The 20,299-nt window shown below is 62.6% G+C and carries 21 protein-coding genes; 10 read left to right on the top strand and 11 right to left on the bottom strand.

Annotated elements, in window-relative coordinates; all coding sequences use genetic code 11:
* Window positions 1–436 precede the first annotated feature (436 nt).
* The 8 genes from FGQ67_RS09600 to trxA all read right to left on the bottom strand — a co-directional run bounded on the left by FGQ67_RS09600 (window position 437) and on the right by trxA (window position 7,757).
* Complete coding sequence (locus FGQ67_RS09600) at window positions 437–1,105, bottom strand: HAD family hydrolase (RefSeq protein ID WP_249934448.1); 669 nt, start codon at window positions 1,103–1,105, stop codon at window positions 437–439.
* A 124-nt stretch (window positions 1,106–1,229) separates the two neighbouring features.
* The gene (gene hypE / locus FGQ67_RS09605; RefSeq protein WP_138341701.1) at window positions 1,230–2,264 is read right to left on the bottom strand and encodes a hydrogenase expression/formation protein HypE; all 1,035 of its coding nucleotides are present in this window, start codon (window positions 2,262–2,264) and stop codon (window positions 1,230–1,232) included.
* Between the two features lie 213 nt (window positions 2,265–2,477).
* Window positions 2,478–3,593: a hydrogenase formation protein HypD gene (gene hypD, locus FGQ67_RS09610; protein ID WP_138341703.1), complete on the bottom strand. Its 1,116-nt coding sequence runs from the start codon at window positions 3,591–3,593 to the stop codon at window positions 2,478–2,480.
* Window positions 3,593–3,853: a HypC/HybG/HupF family hydrogenase formation chaperone gene (locus FGQ67_RS09615; protein WP_117736746.1), complete on the bottom strand. Its 261-nt coding sequence runs from the start codon at window positions 3,851–3,853 to the stop codon at window positions 3,593–3,595. The genes hypD and FGQ67_RS09615 overlap by 1 nt, the downstream gene beginning before the upstream one ends.
* Window positions 3,854–3,943: 90 nt before the next feature.
* Window positions 3,944–6,442 (bottom strand): carbamoyltransferase HypF, encoded by a 2,499-nt coding sequence (gene hypF / locus FGQ67_RS09620; RefSeq protein WP_138341705.1) that lies wholly within the window; start codon window positions 6,440–6,442, stop codon window positions 3,944–3,946.
* A 29-nt stretch (window positions 6,443–6,471) separates the two neighbouring features.
* Window positions 6,472–6,966 (bottom strand): nickel-responsive transcriptional regulator NikR, encoded by a 495-nt coding sequence (gene nikR / locus FGQ67_RS09625; RefSeq protein ID WP_138341707.1) that lies wholly within the window; start codon window positions 6,964–6,966, stop codon window positions 6,472–6,474.
* A 1-nt stretch (window position 6,967) separates the two neighbouring features.
* Window positions 6,968–7,216, bottom strand: coding sequence for a hypothetical protein (locus tag FGQ67_RS09630; protein WP_117564540.1), 249 nt, complete (start codon window positions 7,214–7,216; stop codon window positions 6,968–6,970).
* Between the two features lie 220 nt (window positions 7,217–7,436).
* Complete coding sequence (gene trxA, locus FGQ67_RS09635; RefSeq protein ID WP_117793968.1) at window positions 7,437–7,757, bottom strand: thioredoxin; 321 nt, start codon at window positions 7,755–7,757, stop codon at window positions 7,437–7,439.
* A gap of 136 nt (window positions 7,758–7,893) precedes the next feature.
* Here trxA and FGQ67_RS09640 point away from each other — a divergent pair, with 136 nt between their 5' ends.
* Window positions 7,894–8,469 (top strand): hypothetical protein, encoded by a 576-nt coding sequence (locus tag FGQ67_RS09640; protein WP_138341709.1) that lies wholly within the window; start codon window positions 7,894–7,896, stop codon window positions 8,467–8,469.
* A gap of 60 nt (window positions 8,470–8,529) precedes the next feature.
* Here FGQ67_RS09640 and FGQ67_RS09645 read toward each other — a convergent pair whose 3' ends face one another.
* Entirely contained in the window at window positions 8,530–9,807 is a 1,278-nt protein-coding gene (locus FGQ67_RS09645; RefSeq protein WP_138341711.1) for a sensor histidine kinase, read from the bottom strand.
* Window positions 9,807–10,529: a LytR/AlgR family response regulator transcription factor gene (locus FGQ67_RS09650; RefSeq protein ID WP_138341713.1), complete on the bottom strand. Its 723-nt coding sequence runs from the start codon at window positions 10,527–10,529 to the stop codon at window positions 9,807–9,809. Before FGQ67_RS09650 ends, FGQ67_RS09645 begins: the two co-directional genes overlap by 1 nt.
* 292 nt (window positions 10,530–10,821) lie before the next feature.
* Between FGQ67_RS09650 and nadA the strand changes: the two genes are divergently transcribed.
* From nadA to FGQ67_RS09670, 4 genes are read left to right on the top strand one after another with little or no spacing between them, the layout of a single operon-like run.
* Window positions 10,822–11,847, top strand: coding sequence for a quinolinate synthase NadA (nadA, locus tag FGQ67_RS09655; RefSeq protein ID WP_138341715.1), 1,026 nt, complete (start codon window positions 10,822–10,824; stop codon window positions 11,845–11,847).
* 56 nt (window positions 11,848–11,903) lie between these two features.
* Window positions 11,904–13,280, top strand: coding sequence for an L-aspartate oxidase (locus tag FGQ67_RS09660; protein WP_249934449.1), 1,377 nt, complete (start codon window positions 11,904–11,906; stop codon window positions 13,278–13,280).
* 3 nt (window positions 13,281–13,283) lie between these two features.
* Entirely contained in the window at window positions 13,284–14,144 is an 861-nt protein-coding gene (nadC, locus tag FGQ67_RS09665) for a carboxylating nicotinate-nucleotide diphosphorylase (RefSeq protein WP_138341717.1), read from the top strand.
* The gene (locus tag FGQ67_RS09670) at window positions 14,144–14,689 is read left to right on the top strand and encodes a transcription repressor NadR (RefSeq protein WP_138341719.1); all 546 of its coding nucleotides are present in this window, start codon (window positions 14,144–14,146) and stop codon (window positions 14,687–14,689) included. The genes nadC and FGQ67_RS09670 overlap by 1 nt, the downstream gene beginning before the upstream one ends.
* A gap of 202 nt (window positions 14,690–14,891) precedes the next feature.
* Here FGQ67_RS09670 and FGQ67_RS09675 read toward each other — a convergent pair whose 3' ends face one another.
* Window positions 14,892–15,143, bottom strand: a complete 252-nt coding sequence (locus tag FGQ67_RS09675) for an indolepyruvate ferredoxin oxidoreductase subunit alpha (protein WP_158564522.1) — start codon at window positions 15,141–15,143, stop codon at window positions 14,892–14,894.
* Window positions 15,144–15,735: 592 nt separating this feature from the next.
* Between FGQ67_RS09675 and dnaK the strand changes: the two genes are divergently transcribed.
* The 5 genes from dnaK to FGQ67_RS10195 all read left to right on the top strand — a co-directional run.
* A complete protein-coding gene (dnaK, locus tag FGQ67_RS09680; protein ID WP_055310046.1) occupies window positions 15,736–17,628 on the top strand; it encodes a molecular chaperone DnaK in 1,893 nt (630 codons plus the stop codon).
* A 2-nt stretch (window positions 17,629–17,630) separates the two neighbouring features.
* Window positions 17,631–18,473, top strand: a complete 843-nt coding sequence (locus tag FGQ67_RS09685; RefSeq protein ID WP_138341721.1) for a nucleotide exchange factor GrpE — start codon at window positions 17,631–17,633, stop codon at window positions 18,471–18,473.
* 107 nt (window positions 18,474–18,580) lie between these two features.
* Window positions 18,581–19,546 carry a DnaJ C-terminal domain-containing protein gene (locus tag FGQ67_RS09690; RefSeq protein ID WP_138341723.1) on the top strand — a complete coding sequence of 322 codons (966 nt, stop codon included), beginning with the start codon at window positions 18,581–18,583 and terminating at the stop codon, window positions 19,544–19,546.
* A gap of 72 nt (window positions 19,547–19,618) precedes the next feature.
* Window positions 19,619–20,035 (top strand): heat shock protein transcriptional repressor HspR, encoded by a 417-nt coding sequence (locus FGQ67_RS09695; RefSeq protein ID WP_006235210.1) that lies wholly within the window; start codon window positions 19,619–19,621, stop codon window positions 20,033–20,035.
* Between the two features lie 78 nt (window positions 20,036–20,113).
* A partial coding sequence (locus tag FGQ67_RS10195; RefSeq protein ID WP_212746037.1) for a hypothetical protein occupies window positions 20,114–20,299 on the top strand: 186 nt, incomplete at its 3' end.

The following is a 20,299-nucleotide window of genomic DNA, read 5'->3' on the forward strand; positions in this document are numbered from 1 at the left end:
GTCGCAGCCCCGACCCGCGGTCACGAGCGGGGGCTCCTATCTTTTTAGTGCCCTCGGATTGGGTCATAGTGTCTGTCGTTGCCAAAACAACGGCGTTGCCATGGTAGTCATTGGGGACGTTCTTAAATGACTAGTCAAAAGGGACACTCTTGCGGCACTTGGGGACGTTCCTTTTCCGCCGGCAGTTAGGGACACTCCTTGCACCAATGCTGCATCGAATGCTCGGGAAACCGCGACCCGGTTTTTGGCCGAATAGTGGGTCGCGGTTTCCAGATGGGTCGGGTAGCGGAAAGTGCGACCCGGAATATTGCTCCAAAACGGGATGCGGTTTCCCCGACGCGCCTCAAACGGAAAGCGCATCCCATTCCGGAGCTCCAAAACGGGATGCGCTTTCCGCGTGGAAGAATTGTCGCAGCTACGTTAAGCGGCGGCTCCGCTATTCGCCCAGCACCAGTGCTACGAGCTCTGCCTGGGTGTCCACCACGTAGTCGGCGCCGGCGGCTTCCAGTTCTGCGCGGCCGCGAAAGCCCCAGCTGACGCCCGCGCTCTTAAGGCCAGCGTTGTGACCGGTCAGGATATCGACATTGGAATCGCCCACGTAGAGCGTGGTTGCCGGATTGGCGCCCAGCTCCTTCATCACGTGCAGCGTGACGGGTGCCTCGGGCTTGGGCGGAAACGCATCGACACGGCCCTGTACCAGCGCAAAGCGCTCAGAGCCAAAATACTTCTCGATAAGCGGGGCTGCCGAAATATGATCTTTGTTGGTGAGCACGGCAAGCTGAACGCCCGCTGCGCGCAGACGGTCGAGCATCTCAATCGTGCCGGCGTAGGGTGAGGTGTGGTCCTCTTTGTGCTCGCCGTAATAAGCTCTAAACTCGGCAAGCGTCTGCTCAAACATGCGGCCGTCGCCCGCGTACTCGGCGGGCATAAAGCGCTCGACCAGCTTGAGCATGCCGTTTCCCACCTTGTAGCGGTACTCGTCCACGGCAAACGTGGGCCAGCCGTGCATCTCGCAGGTGTGGTTGCCGGCGGCCGCCAGGTTCTCGATCGTGTTGAGGATGGTGCCGTCCAGGTCAAAGATCACATGGGAAAAAGCTGCTGCCATGAAAGCTCCCGTCATTGGGTTTCAAAACGCACCTCATAATACTTGGCTTCCGCGTTGGGCGCGCTTGGAATCTGAACATCTCCAGGGATATCAAGCCACATCGCGCCGACCGCGCGATTCCGCCCTAGCAAATTCTCGGTAGCTGCTCTCCCACGAGCATGTCGAGGATGCGGGTCGAGCCCCAGCCGGTGCGTACGCGCACGGCGGGGCGGGCGTCCTCGGCAAGCGGCAGCACGCGACCGATGATGGCGGCGTTCTCGCCGTAGCGGGCGGCGCGCATGGCCGCCAGCGCGGCATCGGCCTGCTCGGCCGGCACCACGGCGACCATCTTGCCCTCGTTTGCCACCTGCAGAACGTCGTAGCCGAGCATCTCACATGCCGCCTGCACGTCGGGGCGCACGGGCACGGCATCCTCGTCGATCTCCATGGCAACGCCGCTGGCCTGGGCAAACTCGTTGAGCGTGGATGCCAGGCCACCGCGCGTGGGGTCGCGGAAGCAGCGGGTGTCGGGGGCGGCGGCGAGCACGTCAGCAATCAGATGATTGAGCGGCGCAGCGTCGCTTTCAATGTTGCTCGAAAACGCCAAGCCCTCGCGCTGGCTCATGATGGCGATGCCGTGGTCGCCCAGCGTGCCCGAGACCAAGATGACATCGCCGGGCTGGCAGTTTGCACCGCTGAGCGCCACGCCCGCGGGTACCTCGCCCACGCCGGCGGTATTGATGTAGACGCCGTCGGCACCGCCGTGCTCGACCACCTTGGTGTCGCCGGTGATAATCTTCACACCTGCCTCATGTGCCGTTTCGGCCATGGTCTGTACAATCTGGCGCAGCTTGTCCATGGGATAGCCCTCTTCGAGGATAAAGCCGCACGATAGGTAGCGCACGTTAGCGCCCGAGGTCGCGACGTCGTTGACGGTTCCGCATACGGCGAGGCGGCCGATATTGCCGCCGGGGAAGAACTGCGGCGTTACCACAAAGCTGTCGGTCGACATGGCGATTCGCCCGCTTGCGGGCAACGCGGCGACACCGGCGTCGTTGCCCGCAAGCAGCTCGGGCGACCCAAAGGCATCCAGAAAGACCTCATCGATAATGCGCTTCATCAACTGGCCGCCGGAGCCGTGGCCCAGCAGGACAGTGCTATCGGTGGCAGTACGGGACATTTCGAAAACTCCAATCGTGGGTGGAATCGGCAATAGCCGAGTGTGGCAAAATCTATGTTAAGTAAAAGTCAGCGAGCGCCATTCAGACGAAGTGAGTTGCCTTGAAAGAGGAGGCTGCTGGGCTTTTGCCCGCAGCCGACGATTGAAAGGCAAATCGCTCGCCTGAATGGTGCGCAGCGTCGGCCGGTCCGCCGTTCGTTAGAACGGCGGACCTTAATAGTCGCGGTAACGGTAGTACGCCGCGCAGCTGCCTTCGGAGCTCACCATGCACGGGCCGACGGGGTGTTCGGGCGTACATGCGTGGCCGAACAGAGGGCAGTCGCTCGGCGTGATGGCACCGCGCAGCACGTCGCCGCAGCGGCAGCCGCGTGGCTCGACCGTCGCCTCAATGGGCACATCAAAGCGGGTGCCGGCATCAAAGCGCGCGAATTCGGGTCGGATGGAAAGACCCGAGTTGGCAATCGGTCCCAGTCCGCGCCACGTGGTGTCGCACGGCTCAAATACCTGATCGACCAGCTGGCGCGCCACGGGGTTGCCGTCTGCATTGACGCCACGGCGGTAGGCGTTGTCAATCGCGGGCCTGTCCTCGACAACCATCTGGACCAGCATGCAGATGCCCTGCAAGATATCGACTGGCTCAAACCCGGTGACTACGCCGGGGGTCTCGAACTCATCGACCAAAAACCCAAAGGGTGCCAGGCCCGTGATGGTAGCGACGTGACCAGGCAGGATAAAGCCGTCGATGGTCGTCTCGGGGTCGTTAGAGATCGCACGCAGAGCCGGCGGCGTGGTCTTGTGAGCACAGTAGACCGAGAAGTTCCGGAGCCCGCGCGCGTCGGCCTCCAGGATAGCGGCGGCAATGGTGGGCGTTGTGGTCTCAAAGCCGACGCCCATAAAGATGACCGGGCGTTCGGGATTTTGCTCGGCAATGTCGAGTGCGTCGAGCGGAGAGTAGACGATGCGGATGTCGCGCCCCGCCGCTTTTTGCGCGGCAAGCGAGGTGGACGATCCGGGCACGCGCATCATGTCGCCAAAGGTGGTGATGATGGCGCCGTCCATGTTGGAAAGCGCGATTGCGTGATCGATGTCGCGGTTGGCGGTGACGCAAACGGGGCACCCCGGGCCGCTTAGCAGTTTGAGTCCCGTCGGCATAATGGAGCGAAAGCCATAGCGGCCAATGCTCACGGTATGCGTGCCGCAGACTTCCATAAGGTTGATGCTGCGGTTGCCGACAAGCTCATGAATACGATCGATGAGCTCGCGAGCCAGCTTGGGGTCGCGAAATGCCGAAAAGTCGATACCGGAGCGAACCGGCTGCGCCGCCGCCACTAGTATGCCTCAGCCGGGTTGGTGGCGAGCTGGTCCTCTTCGGCCAGCTCGGCCATGGTATTGACGAGCTCGAGTGTCTCCTGGGCTTCCTGCTCGTCGACAATCTGAATGCCAAAGCCGGCGTGCACGAGAATATAGTCGCCGACCTGCGCCGTCGGCACGAGGCGCAGCGAAACGGGGCGCTCGATGCCCATCATGTCGACGGTCGCCTTAAGGTCGTCGTCGCGTTTGACCACTTTACCGGGAACGGCAAGGCACATAATGTTTCCCTTTTATACGTTTTGCGCTGGATAGGCGCCTAATTACCCATCAGTTGATGGTAGCGCTCGCGGGAGTCACGAGCAAATGCGTTACGCCTGTGAGACGGCGGCGCGCAGGCTGGCAAAACAGCCTACCCGTGCCGTCTGCGCGAGGCGAGCGCGAGCGATGGCGGCCTGACCGTAGGCGATGCAGCCGTCGTTGACGGGCACGGCGTGGGGAACCAAGACGGCAAGACCGGCGTCTTTGAGTTCGTGGGTAAGGAGCTGAAGCAAAAGCCGGTTCATGAACACGCCGCCCGAGAGCGCGACGGTATCGAGGCCTTCGCGATCGCAGATCTCGCACGCGATGTGGGTCGTAGCGTGCGTAATGGCGATGTGAAACCCGAGCGCGAGCCTGTCGGCCGGCGCGCCTGCCTCGATTCCATCCAGAAGAGCTTCGATGAGCGGTTGGGGGTCCAAGATGGGGGAGTCGGCGTCAGACGTGAATACGCCTGCATGATTGCCGTCGAGACGAACGGGCTTACCGCCGAGCGCGCGCCAGGCGGCGGCTTCGAGTTCGATGGCGGGCTCGCCTTCGTAGGTTGCCTGCCCGCAAATGCCCAAAACTGCAGCGGCGGCGTCAAAGAGACGCCCCATACTGCTTGTGCGTGGGCTGTTGAGGTTCCGCTCGATCATCGTAGCCGTGACACTGCGCGTCTGCTCGTCGAGGGTGCCCAATAGTCCCGCGGCACCCGGGTGCTCGAGCAGGCCGAGCTCGCTCAGCAGAGCAAAGGCATTGCGCCGGGCATCGCGCACGGATGCGGCACCGCCTGGTAGCGCCCAGGTGCGCAGGTGCGCGACGCGTTCAAAATCGGCAAGGCCGGCGACAAGGAACTCGCCGCCCCAAATGGTTCCGTCGGTGCCCGCCCCCGTACCATCAAAGGCAATGCCGAGCATGCGCGCGTCGGTTGTAAGCTGGCCCGCGGCAATAGCCTCGGCCATTACGCTCGCGATATGTGCATGATGGTGCTGCACCTCGACGAGCGGCAGATTGCATTTTCGCGCCTGTTCGCGTGCCCACTGACTCGATAGGTAGCTGGGGTGCAAGTCGCAGGCCAGCGCGGCGGGCGTCAAGTCGAAGAGATCTTCCAAGCGCGTGCGCGCGGCGTTCCAGGCATCGAAGGTCTCGCCGTTTTCGACATCGCCAATATGCTGCGACACAAAACAGGCCGCCGCGCCGTTCGCATCCTCGCGTGTGAATGCGATCGTTGCCTTTTGCTGTGGGCCGCAGGCGAGCACGCAGGACGGAGCGCCGTCGAGCGCCGGCAACGACAACGGTTGCGGTGCATATCCGCGTGCGCGACGCACAGGCATGACGGTGCCGTCGACCACACGTACCACGGAATCATCGTAGCGCGAGAGAATCGCACGGTCGTTGCCGAGCAGCGCGTCGGCGATGCCGGCAGCAACAAGATGTTCCCATGCAAGGGCATCGTCGGTCTCGATAGGTTCCTCGCTCAGGTTTCCGCTGGTCATGACCAGCGCGTGCATGTCATGCGACGCGGCAGCTGCAAGCAGCAGATGCTGAAGCGGTGTATAGGGGAGCATGACGCCGAGCTCGGGCAGGTCGTGCGCGACGGACGGTGCGAGTTCAGGGGCGTTGGGGGCGCCGTAGGTGTAGTTGTCGACTACGCGGCGGCGCAACAGCACAATGGGGCGGATGCTGCCGGCCAGCACCCCGCGCTCGGCGTCATCGACGTGGCACAGGCGTTCAACGTCGGCAAGGCTGCGCACCATAACGGCAAGCGGCTTGTTGCTGCGGCGCTTGCGACGGCGCAGCTCGACCACCGCCTGCTCATTGGCGGCGTTGCAGGCCAGATGGAATCCGCCCAGGCCCTTGATGGCAACAATACCGCCGCTGGCCAGCAGCTCGACACAGCGGTCAATAATGGCATCGCTGGTTTCGCGCGTGCTGCCGACGGCAGGCGTCGCCCCCGAGCCTTCGAGCCCCATGTCGCCCGCCGCCTCGCGCCAGGTAATATGTGGCCCGCAGTCAAAGCAGGCATCGGGCTGCGCATGAAAGCGCCGGTCAAGTGGGTTCCCATACTCTGCGGCGCACTCGGGGCACATGGGAAAGCAATCCATCGACGTGGCCGCTCGGTCATAAGGCAGCGACCGGATGATGGTAAAGCGCGGCCCACAGTTGGTGCAGTTGATAAAGGGGTAGTGATAGCGTCGGTCGGCGGGGTCGAACAGTTCGCGCAGGCAGTCGTCACAGGTGGCGATATCGGGGGAGATGAGCGTCGTGTGCACGGTCTGATCCTGCGACGCTACGATACGAAAGACCTGCTCATCGTCGGCATCCCAAGCGTCGGGCTCCAGGTCTGCAACAGCGACATGCTCAACGCGGGCCGCGGCAGGTGCGTGCTTCGACAGCGCGGCGACAAAGTCGTCGAGTGCCTCGACCGAAGCATGCGCCTCGATGTGCACGCCATCGCCCGCGTTGAGCACCCAGCCGCAAATGCCATGCGCCATAGCCTCGCGATACACAAATGGCCGCATGCCAACGCCCTGCACGATGCCCGTCACATGAATATGCACATGCCGCATATGGCTCCCCTTCATTGAAGTGTGTGCTGTTAGAGCCCCAGGCTTTGCTTGGTGGCGGCGCAGGTGAGCTCGCCGTGCTTAACGCCGCGCAGTCCCAGCAACCGGTCCGCCAGCTCGTAGACGCGTTTGCCGCGACCCTTGAGCGCCAGAATCTCCAGACAGTTGTGGTGGTCCAGATGCACGTGCATGGTCGAGACAATCTCGTCGGTGTAGTCGTGCTGCACCTCGTCCAGACGGCGCGTCAGATCGCCGGTATGGTGGTCATAGATCATGGTGAGCGAACCGATGACCTGCTCGTCGGGCGTTCGCATCTGCTCCTTGGCGATCGAGGCGCGAATCAGATCGCGTACGGCCTCGGAACGGTTGGCCACGTCACCGCGGCGCGCGATCTGCTCGTCAAAGCGGCGCAGCAGGTCGTCGGGCGCGGTGACCGAAAAGCGGACCAGCTCGGAGCTGGAGCCGCTGCAGCGGCAGCTCGCATCGTCGTCCGCACCGTAATCGTGCGCGTGCTCGTGCTCGGCCACGTTACACCAGTTTCACAGAGCCGACGGAGTTGTGATCTGCCTCGATGGCCTCCTCGTAGCCCTCGAGCGCATCGTGCGCCTCGTGCAGCGCAGACATGGCGGCCTCGAGCTTGGCGCCAATGCGCTCCATGTCAAAGTTCTCGGTCGCATGCAGCAGCTGATGGCTCCACTCGTGAGCGAGCTCAATGGTGTCGTCGACCTGCTTGACGCTCATGGCAAGCTGGCTCATGTTCATTCCGACGTCATGCATGGGAATCTCCTTTTGTGCGGGGCGAAATGGTGGTTCAGATTCTACTACGCCCGCCTTGGGCGCCGCCGCATAAGAAAACGGGCGCGAGTCCGTCTGACCCGCACCCGTTCACTGGGGGCTGTTTGTGTCTACCATACTATCCGTGGTCGCATGCCTTGCGTTTGGCACTCCGGCGAGCGGTGCGAAACCGCTCATGGACGGCAGACAAGTAACAAGCGTATTACAGATGTTTCTCCAGCAGTGCCTGAAGCCTTGCCTTGGGTAAGGCGCCGACCGAGCGGTCGACCTCCTCGCCGTTCTTAAAGACGATCAGCGTGGGGATGCTCATGACGCCAAACTTCATGGCCAGGTCCTGGTTGTCGTCGACGTTGCACTTGGCCACAGCCAGCTTGCCGGCCAGTTCGTCGGCAACCTCGTCTACGATGGGCGAGAGCGAGCGGCAGGGGCCGCACCACGGGGCCCAAAAATCAACCAGTACGGGCAGGCTATCGTTGACGACAGCGTCGAAGTTCTCGGGGGTAATCTGCTTGATGTCAGCCATGGTGACCTCCATAATGCGACGCGGCTCGGCCGCGTAAAACTCAGTACGACCGTGCTTATACCCAGCGGCTCGTAAAGCAACCACTCGCGGGCGGCTCTTTTATATAATGGTGGGCACGCAAATGATTGGAGAGTGCATGCCCACGTCACAAAGCCAGAAAAAAGAAGCCATCGCCCAGGCGACCGAGCAGGAGCTCGCATCGCTCGCGGGCCGTGGCGTGCGTATCGCGGGCAACGCATGCTCGCCGATTGTGCTGGTCAAAGGCGATTTGGATGAAGCCGAGTGCTCGGGCGGCGAGCTGGCTGCCGGCGCGGATGGCGCCGCGTTGCGCAAGGCGCTCGGCGCCATTGGATATGCCCCCGAGGATTTTTGCGTGCTGGCAAGCGTCGCCGGCGCGGGCGACGGAGCGGTCGCGCCGGGCGAGGCCCTGACGTGCGACCTGTTCCGCGAGGCGCTGGAGACCTTGGACCCCGAGGCGGTGCTGCTGCTGGACAACAGTGCGGCCGATGTCATGCGCGAGACCTATGCCGATATGCTTGTGGCGATCGATGACTTCGACACCGCCATGCTCAAGCCCGGCCTGGTCGCCCATGTGCAGGGCCGCCGCGTGCTCGCGCTCGACGGCTTTGAGGCGGCACTCACCGACAAGGCCGCTAAGCAGCGCATGTGGGCCTATATCAAGCAGCTGACTCCGGCGGCCGCTCCGCTGTAGCGGACCGGAGCCGGTAAGGCGGCCCTGACGGGTCGAGCGCGGCGCCGGCTTATCGCGTCCCTACATCACGGCGCGAAGCTCAAACCGGTCGCCGTTAATGCGGAACTGACAGTTGCCGTTCATGCGCTCCACGGCAAGTTTGATGCTCCTGGTGCCAAAGCCGTGGCCCGCATGCCGGGTCACGGGCATGCCGTCGACCATGCGCGGCGCGCGGTCAAACGTATTGGAAACTAACAGCAGCAGCTGGCTGTCCTCTAATCGCAGGTCAAAGTCGACGAATCGCTTTCCTTGGGGTGCGGCGCTTGCGGCGGTGATAGCGTTTTCCAAGGCATTTGAGAGCACGCTAAACAGGTCGGCGTCACCTACATGGATGGTTTCGGGCACGGCGGCGCGCAGGTTGGCGGTAATGCCGTTTCTATTGATTTCCGAGTTAAATGACGAAAGCGCAATGTTTACGGTCTCGTTGGCGCAGAAGCGGCGTACGGCGGTGCGGTCGCCGGCTTCGCAGAGTTCGTCGATGCGTTTGAGCGCCTCGTCGGTGTGGCCCTCCTCAATTAAAGCGGCCAGGCCGCGTAGGAAGTGACGCATGTCGTGGCGAAGAATCGACAGCTCGCGACCAGATTGACGCCAGGCCTCAAGCTCTTTAATGGCGGCGCTGTCGCGGGTTTCGAGCATCCAGCGCTCTCGCTCGGCGGTTTCCTTTTCTTCGTATTCGCGCAGGTAGACGGCGAGGAACATAAGGTAGAACGCGCAGAGCGCAAAGGCCAAAAACTCAACCGTCACCACCGAGCCCGAGTGGAACAGCGTGGTGTAGACGTTGGTGGCGTAGTCAAAGATGTAATAGACGAGCGGTAGGATTAAAAGGATGCCCAGCTCGGTGGTGCTTTTAATCGCCAAGCGCGGACCGATGTCGCCGGCCCAATGTAACAGGACGGCAAAGACGGCGAGCGTGGTCGCGATGCGCGCCAGATAGTATGCGATCTGAGAATCGGTTGCGGCAAATGCGGCGATGCCCATCCAATTGCTGAACTGGCAGCTCAGATAGGCACTCGTAATGCCGAGCACGGCAAGCAGCGGGCTCAGGCGGTAGCGCGCGCACAAATAGATGACGAGCGGCAGATGCACGACGATCGGATATACCTGGCGGGCGAAAAGCTCGCCGCCGACGGCATTGGCGAGGCCAAATGCGCATCCGGTTACGGCACCGACCAGCACCAGTTCAAGCGCATGACGCCGGTTGATCTCGACACCGCACAGCGCCGCCGAGGCAAAGACGCCAAAGAGCAGCGTCGTGGCGTGGTGGATTGCCCAAAGGACCATTTCGACCGAGGAGACCATCAGTGTCTCCCACCCTCAAAGCGCGCCGCAAAGTAGGCGTCTTGGAATCCCTGCTTGCAGCTGCGCGAAAGCGGGATGCACGCGCCCGAGCGCATGACGATGTCCGTGCGGTCAAAGTGATCGATATTGCGCAGGTTGACCTGGTAGCTGCGGTGGCATTTAAAGAAGGTGGCATTTTGCACCAAACGGTCCTCGACGCTGCGGAATGACTCGAGTGCCTCGATATCGCGTCCGTCGCGCAGGTGGAAGACCACGTGCTTGTTGCGCGCTTCGGCATATTCGATGTCGGACAGGCGCAGGGCGTGGTAGCCAAAGGAAGTTTTGATCACGAGCTCGTCGGTTGCCGCCGGGCGCATGCTCGAAAGCTCGTCGAGTAACTGCGCCAGGCGTTCGTAAGTCACGGGCTTGAGCAGGTAGTCGAAGGCGCGGACCTCGTAGGATTCCAGCGCGAACTCGGGCGACGAGGTGAGGAACACCAGGCGCACGGCGGTGTCGGCCTGGCGCAGTTCGCGTGCGGTGTCCATGCCGTTGACGAGCGGCATGATCATATCGAGCAAGATGATGTCGGCGCGCGATGCGGCATGGCGGGCCAGCAGGTCCTCGCCGCGCGTGACGAGCGCAACATCGACCGCCGTGCCCGTCTCGGTCGACCAACGGTCGATCATCCGGTGCAGTCTATCTAGAAAAGCGACATCATCGTCGCAGGCAATAATCTTGAGCATTCGGCCCCCTTAAGTAGTTCGATTTTGCCACATCGGGCACGCGCCGCTTGCGGGGGTGCGGACCGTTTGCGCCCCACGGCGTGCAGCTCGCGCCAAGCGGTGTTGCGGTGGCGAAAGATGCCTCCTGCGCTATCGAAAGCCCGGCTATCCTCAGCTTGCCAGTTCGAAAATGGACTTGCCACATGATTGAATCTTTATTTCAACTTTACACCTAGGTTTACAGCTGTCTTGTCAGCTGTAAACCTAGGTGTCATACTAAAGCCCCAAGATTCGCCAAAAGAGAGGGGCCTTGATGGCACAGAGCGCGAACATGGATGCGTCGGAGCTTGCACGCGATATCGCGGCCGGCCTGGCATCGGCAACGACGGCAACGGAGCGTGCGGCACTGGTGCCCGCAGAGCTCGTCGAGGCCATTCATCAACTAAAAACCCAACGTGACGCGGTAATCCTGGCGCACTATTACGTGGCGCCCGAGGTCCAAGCCGTTGCCGATTACGTCGGCGACAGCTTCTACCTGGCAAAGCTCGCCAAAAGCCTGCCGCAGCAGACCATCGTGCTGTGCGGCGTGGAGTTTATGGGCGAGAGCGCCAAGCTGCTCAATCCCACTAAGACCGTGCTGCTGCCCGAGCCGGGCGCGGACTGTCCCATGGCGCACATGGTCAAGCGCGAGACGGTCGACGCGGCGCGCGCCGAGTACGGCGACGACCTGGCCGTGGTGTGCTACGTCAACTCCACGGTCGAGATCAAGAGCTGGAGCGACGTGTGCGTCACCAGCTCCAACGCCGTTAAGATCGTGTCCGAGCTGCCGCAGCAGCATATCCTGTTCATTCCCGACCAAAACCTGGGACGCTTCGTAGCCGAGCAGGTGCCGCAAAAGCACGTCATCCTCAACAACGGCTACTGCCCGCGCCATCACATCATCACCGTCGAGCAGATCGTCGACGCGACGGAGGCCCACCCCGACGCGCTCGTGCTGGCGCACCCCGAGTGCAAGGCCGACGTCCTGGCCGAGGCCGACTACATCGGCTCCACCGCCGGCATCATCAAGTATGCCGAGGAGTCCGACGCGAGCGAGTTCATTATCGTGACGGTCCGCGGCGTGCTCTACGAGCTCGAGCGCCGCTGCCAGGGCACCGGCAAGAAGTTCTACTTCCCCGTGGTGCAGCCCACCTGCGTCAACATGGATCTCATCACGCTCGAAAAGCTCGTGCGCTGCCTGGAGACGGGCGAGGGCGAGGTGCAGATCGGCGTGTCGGACGAGGCTGCCGACCAGGCCAAACTCACGCTCGACCGCATGCTCGAGTACGCAGCACGCTAGAACGATGTGTCATGAGGGGCAGTCCCTTATGCCACATTACAAGGGAGAGGATTCCTGTGGAAACCAAACAATACCCCGACATGGAGTGCGACGTCGTTATTGCCGGCTGCGGCGTAGCGGGCTTGTACGCGGCTCTCAACCTGCCGACGAGCACGCGCGTGATCATGCTCTCCAAGGGCGCTGTCGACGAGTGCGATTCGATGCTCGCGCAGGGCGGCATCTGCGTGCTGCCCGAAGGCTCGGACTACGATGCCTTCTTTGAGGACACCATGCACGCCGGCCACTACGAGAACCGCCGCGAGAGCGTCGACATCATGATTCGCTCGAGCCGCTCGGTCATCAACGACCTGCTGGCGATGGGCGTGGACTTTGAGCGCAAGGCCGACGGCAGCCTCAATTTTACCCGCGAGGGCGCACACAGCCGTCCGCGCATTGCCTTCCATGCCGATATCACCGGCAAGGAGATTACGACCAAGCTGCTTCAGGCTGTCCGCAAGCTGGACAACGTGCAGATTTTGGAGCACGTGGCCATGACCGACATCCTGACGGGCGAGCGTGACGGCGCCACGGTGTGCACCGGTATCGTCGCCGTTCCCGTGGACGAGAACAACTCGGTTCGTCCCGCCGACGAGCTGGTAAATGCCGCCGAGGGCGCGCATGCCGGCGAGCCGTTTAAGATCCATGCCCGCCACACGCTGTGGGCGACGGGTGGCATCGGCGGCGTGTACGATCACTCCACCAACTACCCGCAGCTCACCGGTGACGCCTGCTACATCGCTCAGGGGCATGGCATTAAGATGGAGCACCTGGACTACGTGCAGATCCACCCCACGGGCCTGTTTTCGCCGCAGCCGGGCCGCACCTTCCTGATCAGCGAGAGCTGCCGCGGCGAGGGCGCGATTCTGCTCAATGCCGCCGGCGAGCGCTTTACCGACGAGCTTCAGCCGCGCGACGTTGTCGCCGCCGCTATTCGCGAGCAGATGAAGCAGGACGGTACCGAGCACGAGTGGCTGAGCTTCGCCCCCGTCGAGCGCGATGTGGTGACCGGGCACTTTGCCAATATCCGCGCGCGCTGCCTGGAGGACGGCCGCGACATCCTGGACGAGCCCATCCCCGTCACGCCCACGCAACACTACTTTATGGGCGGCGTATGGGTCGACAAGGACGGCCGCACCTCGATGCCCGAGCTCTACGCCGCGGGTGAGACGGCCTGCAACGGCGTTCACGGCAAAAACCGCCTTGCATCAAACAGCCTGCTCGAGGCGCTGGTCTGGGGTCGTCGCGCCGCGTGGTACATGCGTACCGGCGAGTCGCTGGCCGTGGAGCAGGCGGGCGATCCCGCGCTCGATGGCCGTCATCGCGCCCTGAGCGCCGACACCCTGGCAATCGATGATTTGGCCCGTGCCGCCGGCACGCAGGCCGTGGAGGAGTAGACCATGAATCCCATTACCATGAAGCTCGTCGTCGATGATCTGATTCTGCAGGCTCTGCGCGAGGACATTACCTTTGAGGACGTGAGCACGGTGAGCGTGTGCCCCACGGCGCGTCCCGCCACGGTGGAGCTTATCGCCAAGGCCGACGGCATCATCGCCGGCTTGGATGTGTTTGCCCGCACCTTTGAACTGCTGGATTCGCAGAGCTCGGTGCTGCTCGACGTTGCCGATGGCGACGAGGTGCACGCCGGCGACCATGTGGGTCAGGTGCGCGGCGACGCGCGCGTGCTGCTTTCGGGCGAGCGCGTGGCACTCAACTACCTGCAGCGCATGAGCGGTATCGCTACCTATACGCACCAGATGGCCGCGGCGCTCGAGGGCACCAAGACCGTGCTCGTCGATACGCGCAAGACCACGCCGGGCATGCGCGTCTTTGAGAAGGCCGCGGTCGAGATCGGCGGCGGCAGCAACCACCGTTACAACCTGTCGACGGCCGTCATGCTCAAGGACAACCACATCGATGCCGCCGGCGGCGTGACGCGTGCAATCGAGATGGCGCGCGCCCATGCATCGTTTACTGCGACGGTCGAGATCGAGTGCGAGAACCTGGACATGGTGCGCGAGGCCGTGGAAGCCGGTGCCGACATTATCATGCTCGACAATATGACCCATGACGACATGGCGGCCGCTATCGAGCTTATCGCCGGTCGTGCCAAGACCGAGTGTTCGGGCAACGTGGACGCCGACAACATTCGCGCCCTGGCCGATCTGGGTGTCGACTATATTAGCTCGGGCGCCCTGACGCACTCTGCGCCGATTCTCGACCTCTCGCTTAAGCACCTGCGTCTGCTGGACGGTAAATAATGGACGCCCGCGAGCGTCGCCGTGCCATCATGGGCGTGCTCGAGCGAGCCAAGGGCCCCGTCTCCGGCAGCGCACTTGCTCGTGAGGTGGGTGTGAGCCGCCAGGTTGTCGTGCAAGACATCGCCCTGCTGCGTGCCGATGGGCACGATATCGTGGCGACCAATCGCGGCTACGTGCTGCAGGAGGCCCCCAGCAGCCCCGCTGTGCCCACGCGCTTGGTCAAGGTTCGCCACGGCGTGGAGCAGGCAGGCGATGAGCTCACGAGTATCGTCGACGCCGGTGGTGCCGTGCTCAACGTGATCGTCAATCACCGCGTGTACGGTAAGATCACGGCCGACCTGGACATCCGCAATCGTCGCGATGTTGAGCGCTACCTGCACGATATCGAGAGCGGCAAGAGCTTTCCACTACTAACGGTGACGAGCGGCTACCACTTCCATCGCATCGCGGCGGAAGACGAGCAGACCCTCGACGAGATCGAGGCCATGCTCAAGGAGAAAGGCTACTTGGCTGACCTCATGCCCTACGAAGACGATTTGTCCTAGTCGACGCCGCATCTATAAGTTGCGGTGAAATAGTTCCTAAAATCGGCATCCAAGACATAAAACAGGAACTATTCCACCGCAACTGCCAAGGGTCCCGCTCCAAATTAGCTGCCCACATATGCAAAAGGAGGCCTCCGCGGCGATGCGGAAGCCTCCTTTTTTTGTGCACGGTGTACTTTTGAGTGTGCAAGTGGGGGAGTTGTTACTCCTCGACGATCTCGGTGATCGCGCCAGCGGGGCAAGCGTCCTGGCAAGCGCCACAGGCGACGCAGGAGTCCTCGTCAGCGACGGTAGCGACGTCCTGGAGCTCCAGAACGCCAGCGGGGCAGGAGTCGACGCAAACGCCACAAGCGATGCACTCGTCGGCATCAATTACGGGATGAGCCATGGTAGTTTCCTCTCTGTTGACCGACGCTACAGGCGATGCGCGCCGGTTTGATTCGGGCAAAAACATACCACGGGAGCGACCGTTTGCAATACCCTCTGGCCGGCATCTTCATACCGTTCGCCGAGTATGCCAAGGTTTACTAAAAAACGCGCAGGTGGGGCCGTTGAGCTGCATAAATGTTAGCTAAAGGTGACTTGAAATATAGGGCGATTGAGCGTGCTTGCGGAAACCGCATCCCATTATTTTGTCGAAAAACGGGTTGCAGTTTCCGGTTAGGCCCGCTAGCGGAAAATGCGAGCCGGTATCAGCTCTCAAAACGGGATACGGTTTCCGGTTGAGCCTTCAGACGGAAACTGCGACCCGGAATCCACGCTCAAACCGGGATGAGCTTTCCGCAAGACGGCCCCCAGGCACCCCCGGACGCAAACCTCAGCCATCTCTACATAGATCTCGATAGATTTGCCGAGAACTCAAACAGTGCGTCTACCTGCGCATTTAAGAACCTAAACTCTCAGCAATAAGAAATCTTATATGAATTGACTTAGATTTTGTATATTCCGGCCCATAAGGGGATACACTACATCCTGAAAGACAAGCCGAAGCGCCGCGCGACAGATCGTCGAGGCGGCGCGAACGCAAAAGAGAGAGGGAATTTCTAATGAGTAAGATTCTTGGTATCGACCTTGGTACTACTAACTCCGCAATGGCCGTTCTCGAGGGCGGTTCTCCGACCATTATCGTGAACGCCGAGGGCGACCGCACCACCCCGTCCGTCGTGGGCTTCCGTGCCGACGGCGACCGCGTCGTGGGTAAGGCCGCTAAGAACCAGGCTGTCACCAACCCCAAGAACACCGTGTTCTCCATCAAGCGCTTCATGGGCCGCAAGTACTCCGAGTGCACCTCCGAGATCAAGACCGTGCCGTATGAGGTCAAGGAGGGCCAGGGTGGCCGTGCCGTCGTCGACATCGAGGGCAAGGATTACACCGCTGAGCAGGTGAGCGCCATGACGCTCGCCAAGATGAAGGCCGACGCCGAGAAGTATCTGGGCGAGACCGTCACCGACGCCGTCATCACCGTCCCGGCCTACTTCAACGACGCCCAGCGTCAGGCCACCAAGGACGCCGGTAAGATCGCCGGCCTCAACGTCAAGCGTATCGTCAACGAGCCGACCGCTGCTGCTCTTGCCTATGGCCTGGACAAGCAGGGCACCGACCAGCGCATCCTGGTCTTCGACCTGGGCGGCGGCACCTTCGACGTCTCCATCCTCGACCTCGCCGACGGCGTGTTTGAGGTTCTGTCCACCTCGGGCGACAACCACCTGGGCGGCGACGACTGGGATCAGCGCGTCATCGACTGGATGGCCGATAAGTTCCAGCAGGAGAACGGTGTCGACCTGCGTCAGGATCCCATGGCCCTGCAGCGTCTGAAGGAGGCCGCCGAGAACGCCAAGAAGGAGCTCTCCGCCGCCCAGCAGACCACCATCAACCTGCCGTTCATTACCATGAACCAGTCCGGCCCGCTGCACCTCAATTACACGCTGACCCGCGCCGAGTTCGAGAAGATCACCCGCGACCTGCTCGAGCGCTGCAAGCAGCCTGTCACCAACGCCCTGCGCGACGCCAAGCTTAAGCTCTCCGATCTGACCGAGGTCATCCTCGTCGGCGGCTCCACCCGTATGCCCGCTGTCCAGGAGCTCGTCAAGACCATGACCGGCAAGCAGCCCAACATGTCCGTGAACCCCGACGAGGTCGTTGCCGACGGTGCTGCCGTCCAGGGCGGCGTGCTCACCGGCGACGTCGAGGGCATCCTGCTGCTCGACGTTACCCCGCTGTCGCTGGGCGTCGAGACCATGGGCGGCATCATGACCAAGATGATCGACCGCAACACCACGATCCCGACCTCCAAGACCGAGGTCTACTCCACCGCTGCCGACAACCAGACCAGCGTCGAGATCAACGTGCTCCAGGGCGAGCGCGAGCTTGCCCGCGACAACAAGTCGCTCGGTAAGTTCCAGCTGACCGGCATTCCGGCTGCCCGCCGCGGCGTGCCGCAGATCGAGGTCACTTTCGACATCGACGCCAACGGCATCGTCAAGGTCTCCGCTAAGGACAAGGGCACCGGCAAGGAGCAGCAGATCACCATTTCCGGCTCCACCGCTCTGTCCGACGACGAAGTCGATCGTATGGTCAAGGACGCCGAGGCTCATGCCGAGGAGGACAAGAAGCAGAAGGAAGAGGTCGAGGTCCGCAACCAGACCGACAGCCTGTGCTACTCCACCGAGCAGACCCTCAACGAGCTGGGCGACAAGGTTTCCGCCGACGTGAAGTCCAAGGCCGAGGCCGCTATCGCCGACGCCAAGAAGGCGCTCGAGGGCTCTGACGTCGAGGCCATCAAGGCCGCCGGCGAGTCCCTGCAGTCCGTGGCCTACGAGCTGGCCCAGGTTGTCTACGCCGACGCTCAGCAGCAGACCGACGGTGCCGCCGGCGCCCAGCCTGCCGACGATGACGTCGTCGACGCCGACTACGAGGTTGTGGACGACGAGGACAAATAATCATGTCCGCCCGTAAAGCTCGCACGGAGGCGGCCGCCGCTGGCGCCGCCCCCGTTGACTCTGAGGAGAAGGACGTGAAGATTCCCGTAGAGGCCGCAGACGTTACCGAGGCCAACGAGGCCTCGGCCGCCGAGGCTGCCGAGAACCAAGTAGAGGATTCCAACAAGGAGGCGACGATGACCGAGGACGAGATGGTGGAAGCCGCTATCCGCGCCGGTGAAGAAGCCGCCGACAACGACTTTAAGCTCAAGTTCGAGCAGGCTCAGAAAGAGCTTGCCGACGTGCGCAATGAGCTCGATGCTGCGGCAGAGGCTCAGAAGGCCGCCGAGGACAAGGCAAAGGACGCCACCGAGCGCACCGCCCGTCTGCAGGCCGACTGGGAGAACTTCCGTCGCCGCACCGCCAACGAGCGCATCGCCGAGCGCGAGCGCGCGACCGAGAAGCTTGTCACCGCGCTGTTGCCGGTGATCGACGATATCGAGCGCGCGATCGACCATGCCCGCAGCCAAGAGCTTTCTGACGACTTTAAGCAGTTCGTCGATGGCGTCGACGCGGTACATGCCAAGCTGCTCGACGTGTTTGCGCATGAGGGCGTTGAGCCCATCGACCCCAAGGGCGAGGCGTTCGATCCGCTCGAGCACCAGGCTGTGGGTCGCGTCGAGGACGCGTCGCAGTACGATGAGACCGTCAACGACGTGTACCAGAAGGGCTACCGCATGGCGGATCGCATCCTGCGTTCCGCGATGGTGACGGTGACCTACGGCGGCGAGAAACGCCCCGCACCGGAGCCCGAAGCGGCGCCCGAGGATGCTGCGGCCGATACGGCCGAGAGCACCGAGGAGTAATTGAGAAGGGCCCCGGGGCAACACCCGGGGCCCTTTCTGGCCTAGTGCCATATGAAAGCATGAGCCGCCGCCCGCTGGGCGGCGGATGAAACAGGAGAGGAGCTACGATGGCTGCAGGCAAAACCTTCTATGACATCCTGGGCGTATCCAAGAGCGCCTCCGACAAAGAGATCAAGAGCGCGTTTCGCAAGCTCGCGCAAAAATATCACCCCGATGCCGGCGGCGACGAGGCCAAGTTCAAGGAGATCAGCGAGGCCTACGAGACGCTTTCGGACGAGAAGAAGCGCAAAGAGTACGACCAGATGCTCATGTTTGGCGGCATGCCGGGCGCGGGCGGCGCGTATGGCGGCGGCTACGGTGCCGGCGCGGGCGCCAGCGGCTGGGGCGACATCTTCGACAGCATCTTTAGCGGCAACGGCGCCTGGGGCAGCGATTGGGGCTCGGGCTTTGCCGGGGCTGCGGGCGCTGCCGGTGCCGGCGCGGGTCGCAGCCGTGCTCGCAAGGGCGGCGACCTGTCGCTGACCGTCGATGTGACGGCCGAGGACGCGTTTCGCGGCGTGACGCACAAGGTCACCTATCGCATTCCCTCGACAGGCGAGCAGCAGACCATTACGGTCTCGGTGCCCGCGGGCGCGGTCGACGGCGGCAAGCTACGCTACAAGCGTCGCGGCGAGTATGGCGTTGCCGGCGGCGAGCGCGGCGACCTGGTCGTGACCACGCATGTGGAGGAGCACCCGCTGTTTAAGCGCAAGGGTGCCGATGTGACCATGGAGGTGCCGATCTCGGTCTACGAGGCGGCGCTCGGCTGCACGGTTGATGTGCCCACGCCCGGCGGCGCGACGGTTCGTCTGAAGGTGCCCGCTGGCACCCAGACGGGCAAGAAGTTCCGCTTTAAGGAGATGGGTGCGCCCGACGTTAAGCACCGTGGCCGCACAGGCGCGCTGCTCGTCGAAATCAAGGCACAGGTCCCCACGAACCTGTCCGATGACGAGCGCGATGCCATGACCAAGCTGCGCGAGGCCGACACGCGCGATTATCGCGAGAAGGTCAACCGTTACAAGGCGACGTACTAGGGCGGTCGTGGCGCACACCCGCGCCCGCGGGCTTATGATGGACGATAACGAGACGGAAAGGGGTCAGGTAGCATGGCCGAGGACAATAGGAATAAACCGCTGTACATGATCAGCGTGGCGGCCGAGTTGACCGGCATGCATCCGCAGACTCTGCGCGTCTACGAGTCCAAGGGCCTGGTGAACCCCCAGCGCTCGGGCGGCAACACGCGTCTGTATTCGCGTGCCGATATCGAGCGCCTGGAGCTCATCAACCAGCTGACCGACGAGGGCATCAACCTTGCCGGCGTGGTGCGCATCCTCGATATGAAGGAGCGTGCCGAGGAGCGCGAGCGCGAGAACGAAAAGCTCCGCGCCCGCGTGCGCCAGCTCGAGGACGAGCTGCACGAGTACAAGATGCAGAAGAAGATCACCGCCCTGGCCCCGCGCGACGGCTCGGTTAACCCCGAACAGGTCATGCGCAAGCTGCTGGGTGCCGGCGGGGATTTGTAGTTACGCGGTTTTACCAAACCGCGTAACGGGCCGACGCTGCGCCCTTAGGTTCCGCCGTTCTAACGAACGGCGGACCAGTTGACGCTGCAAGCCCGCCAGAGCGGCAATCTGCCTTTCAACTTCGGCGGCATGACCAGAAGGTCAATGCCGCCTTGTTTCAAGGCACCTTGCTCGCTCTGGCGGGCTTTCGCTCATATGACCCAATCCGCTGTCAAGAGCCACAATGGCCCCGCCGACCGCTTGCAATCGGTCGGCGGGGCCTGC

Source organism: Collinsella aerofaciens (assembly GCF_005845035.1).
Lineage (GTDB): Bacteria > Actinomycetota > Coriobacteriia > Coriobacteriales > Coriobacteriaceae > Collinsella > Collinsella aerofaciens_I.

Excerpts from the sequence above, each read along its gene's own strand:
- hypE (WP_138341701.1), bottom strand. The coding sequence starts at position 2,264 with ATGTCCCGTACTGCCACCGATAGCACTGTCCTGCTGGGCCACGGCTCC.
- hypF (WP_138341705.1), bottom strand. The coding sequence starts at position 6,442 with ATGCGGCATGTGCATATTCATGTGACGGGCATCGTGCAGGGCGTTGGC.
- FGQ67_RS09690 (WP_138341723.1), top strand. The coding sequence starts at position 18,581 with ATGGCTGCAGGCAAAACCTTCTATGACATCCTGGGCGTATCCAAGAGC.
- FGQ67_RS09645 (WP_138341711.1), bottom strand. The coding sequence starts at position 9,807 with ATGGTCTCCTCGGTCGAAATGGTCCTTTGGGCAATCCACCACGCCACG.
- FGQ67_RS09675 (WP_158564522.1), bottom strand. The coding sequence starts at position 15,143 with ATGTTTTTGCCCGAATCAAACCGGCGCGCATCGCCTGTAGCGTCGGTC.
- FGQ67_RS09695 (WP_006235210.1), top strand. The coding sequence starts at position 19,619 with ATGGCCGAGGACAATAGGAATAAACCGCTGTACATGATCAGCGTGGCG.
- dnaK (WP_055310046.1), top strand. The coding sequence starts at position 15,736 with ATGAGTAAGATTCTTGGTATCGACCTTGGTACTACTAACTCCGCAATG.
- nadA (WP_138341715.1), top strand. The coding sequence starts at position 10,822 with ATGGCACAGAGCGCGAACATGGATGCGTCGGAGCTTGCACGCGATATC.
- nadC (WP_138341717.1), top strand. The coding sequence starts at position 13,284 with ATGAATCCCATTACCATGAAGCTCGTCGTCGATGATCTGATTCTGCAG.
- FGQ67_RS09600 (WP_249934448.1), bottom strand. The coding sequence starts at position 1,105 with ATGGCAGCAGCTTTTTCCCATGTGATCTTTGACCTGGACGGCACCATC.
- FGQ67_RS09650 (WP_138341713.1), bottom strand. The coding sequence starts at position 10,529 with ATGCTCAAGATTATTGCCTGCGACGATGATGTCGCTTTTCTAGATAGA.
- FGQ67_RS09630 (WP_117564540.1), bottom strand. The coding sequence starts at position 7,216 with ATGCATGACGTCGGAATGAACATGAGCCAGCTTGCCATGAGCGTCAAG.
- FGQ67_RS09670 (WP_138341719.1), top strand. The coding sequence starts at position 14,144 with ATGGACGCCCGCGAGCGTCGCCGTGCCATCATGGGCGTGCTCGAGCGA.
- FGQ67_RS09615 (WP_117736746.1), bottom strand. The coding sequence starts at position 3,853 with ATGTGCCTTGCCGTTCCCGGTAAAGTGGTCAAACGCGACGACGACCTT.
- FGQ67_RS09640 (WP_138341709.1), top strand. The coding sequence starts at position 7,894 with ATGCCCACGTCACAAAGCCAGAAAAAAGAAGCCATCGCCCAGGCGACC.
- FGQ67_RS09685 (WP_138341721.1), top strand. The coding sequence starts at position 17,631 with ATGTCCGCCCGTAAAGCTCGCACGGAGGCGGCCGCCGCTGGCGCCGCC.
- trxA (WP_117793968.1), bottom strand. The coding sequence starts at position 7,757 with ATGGCTGACATCAAGCAGATTACCCCCGAGAACTTCGACGCTGTCGTC.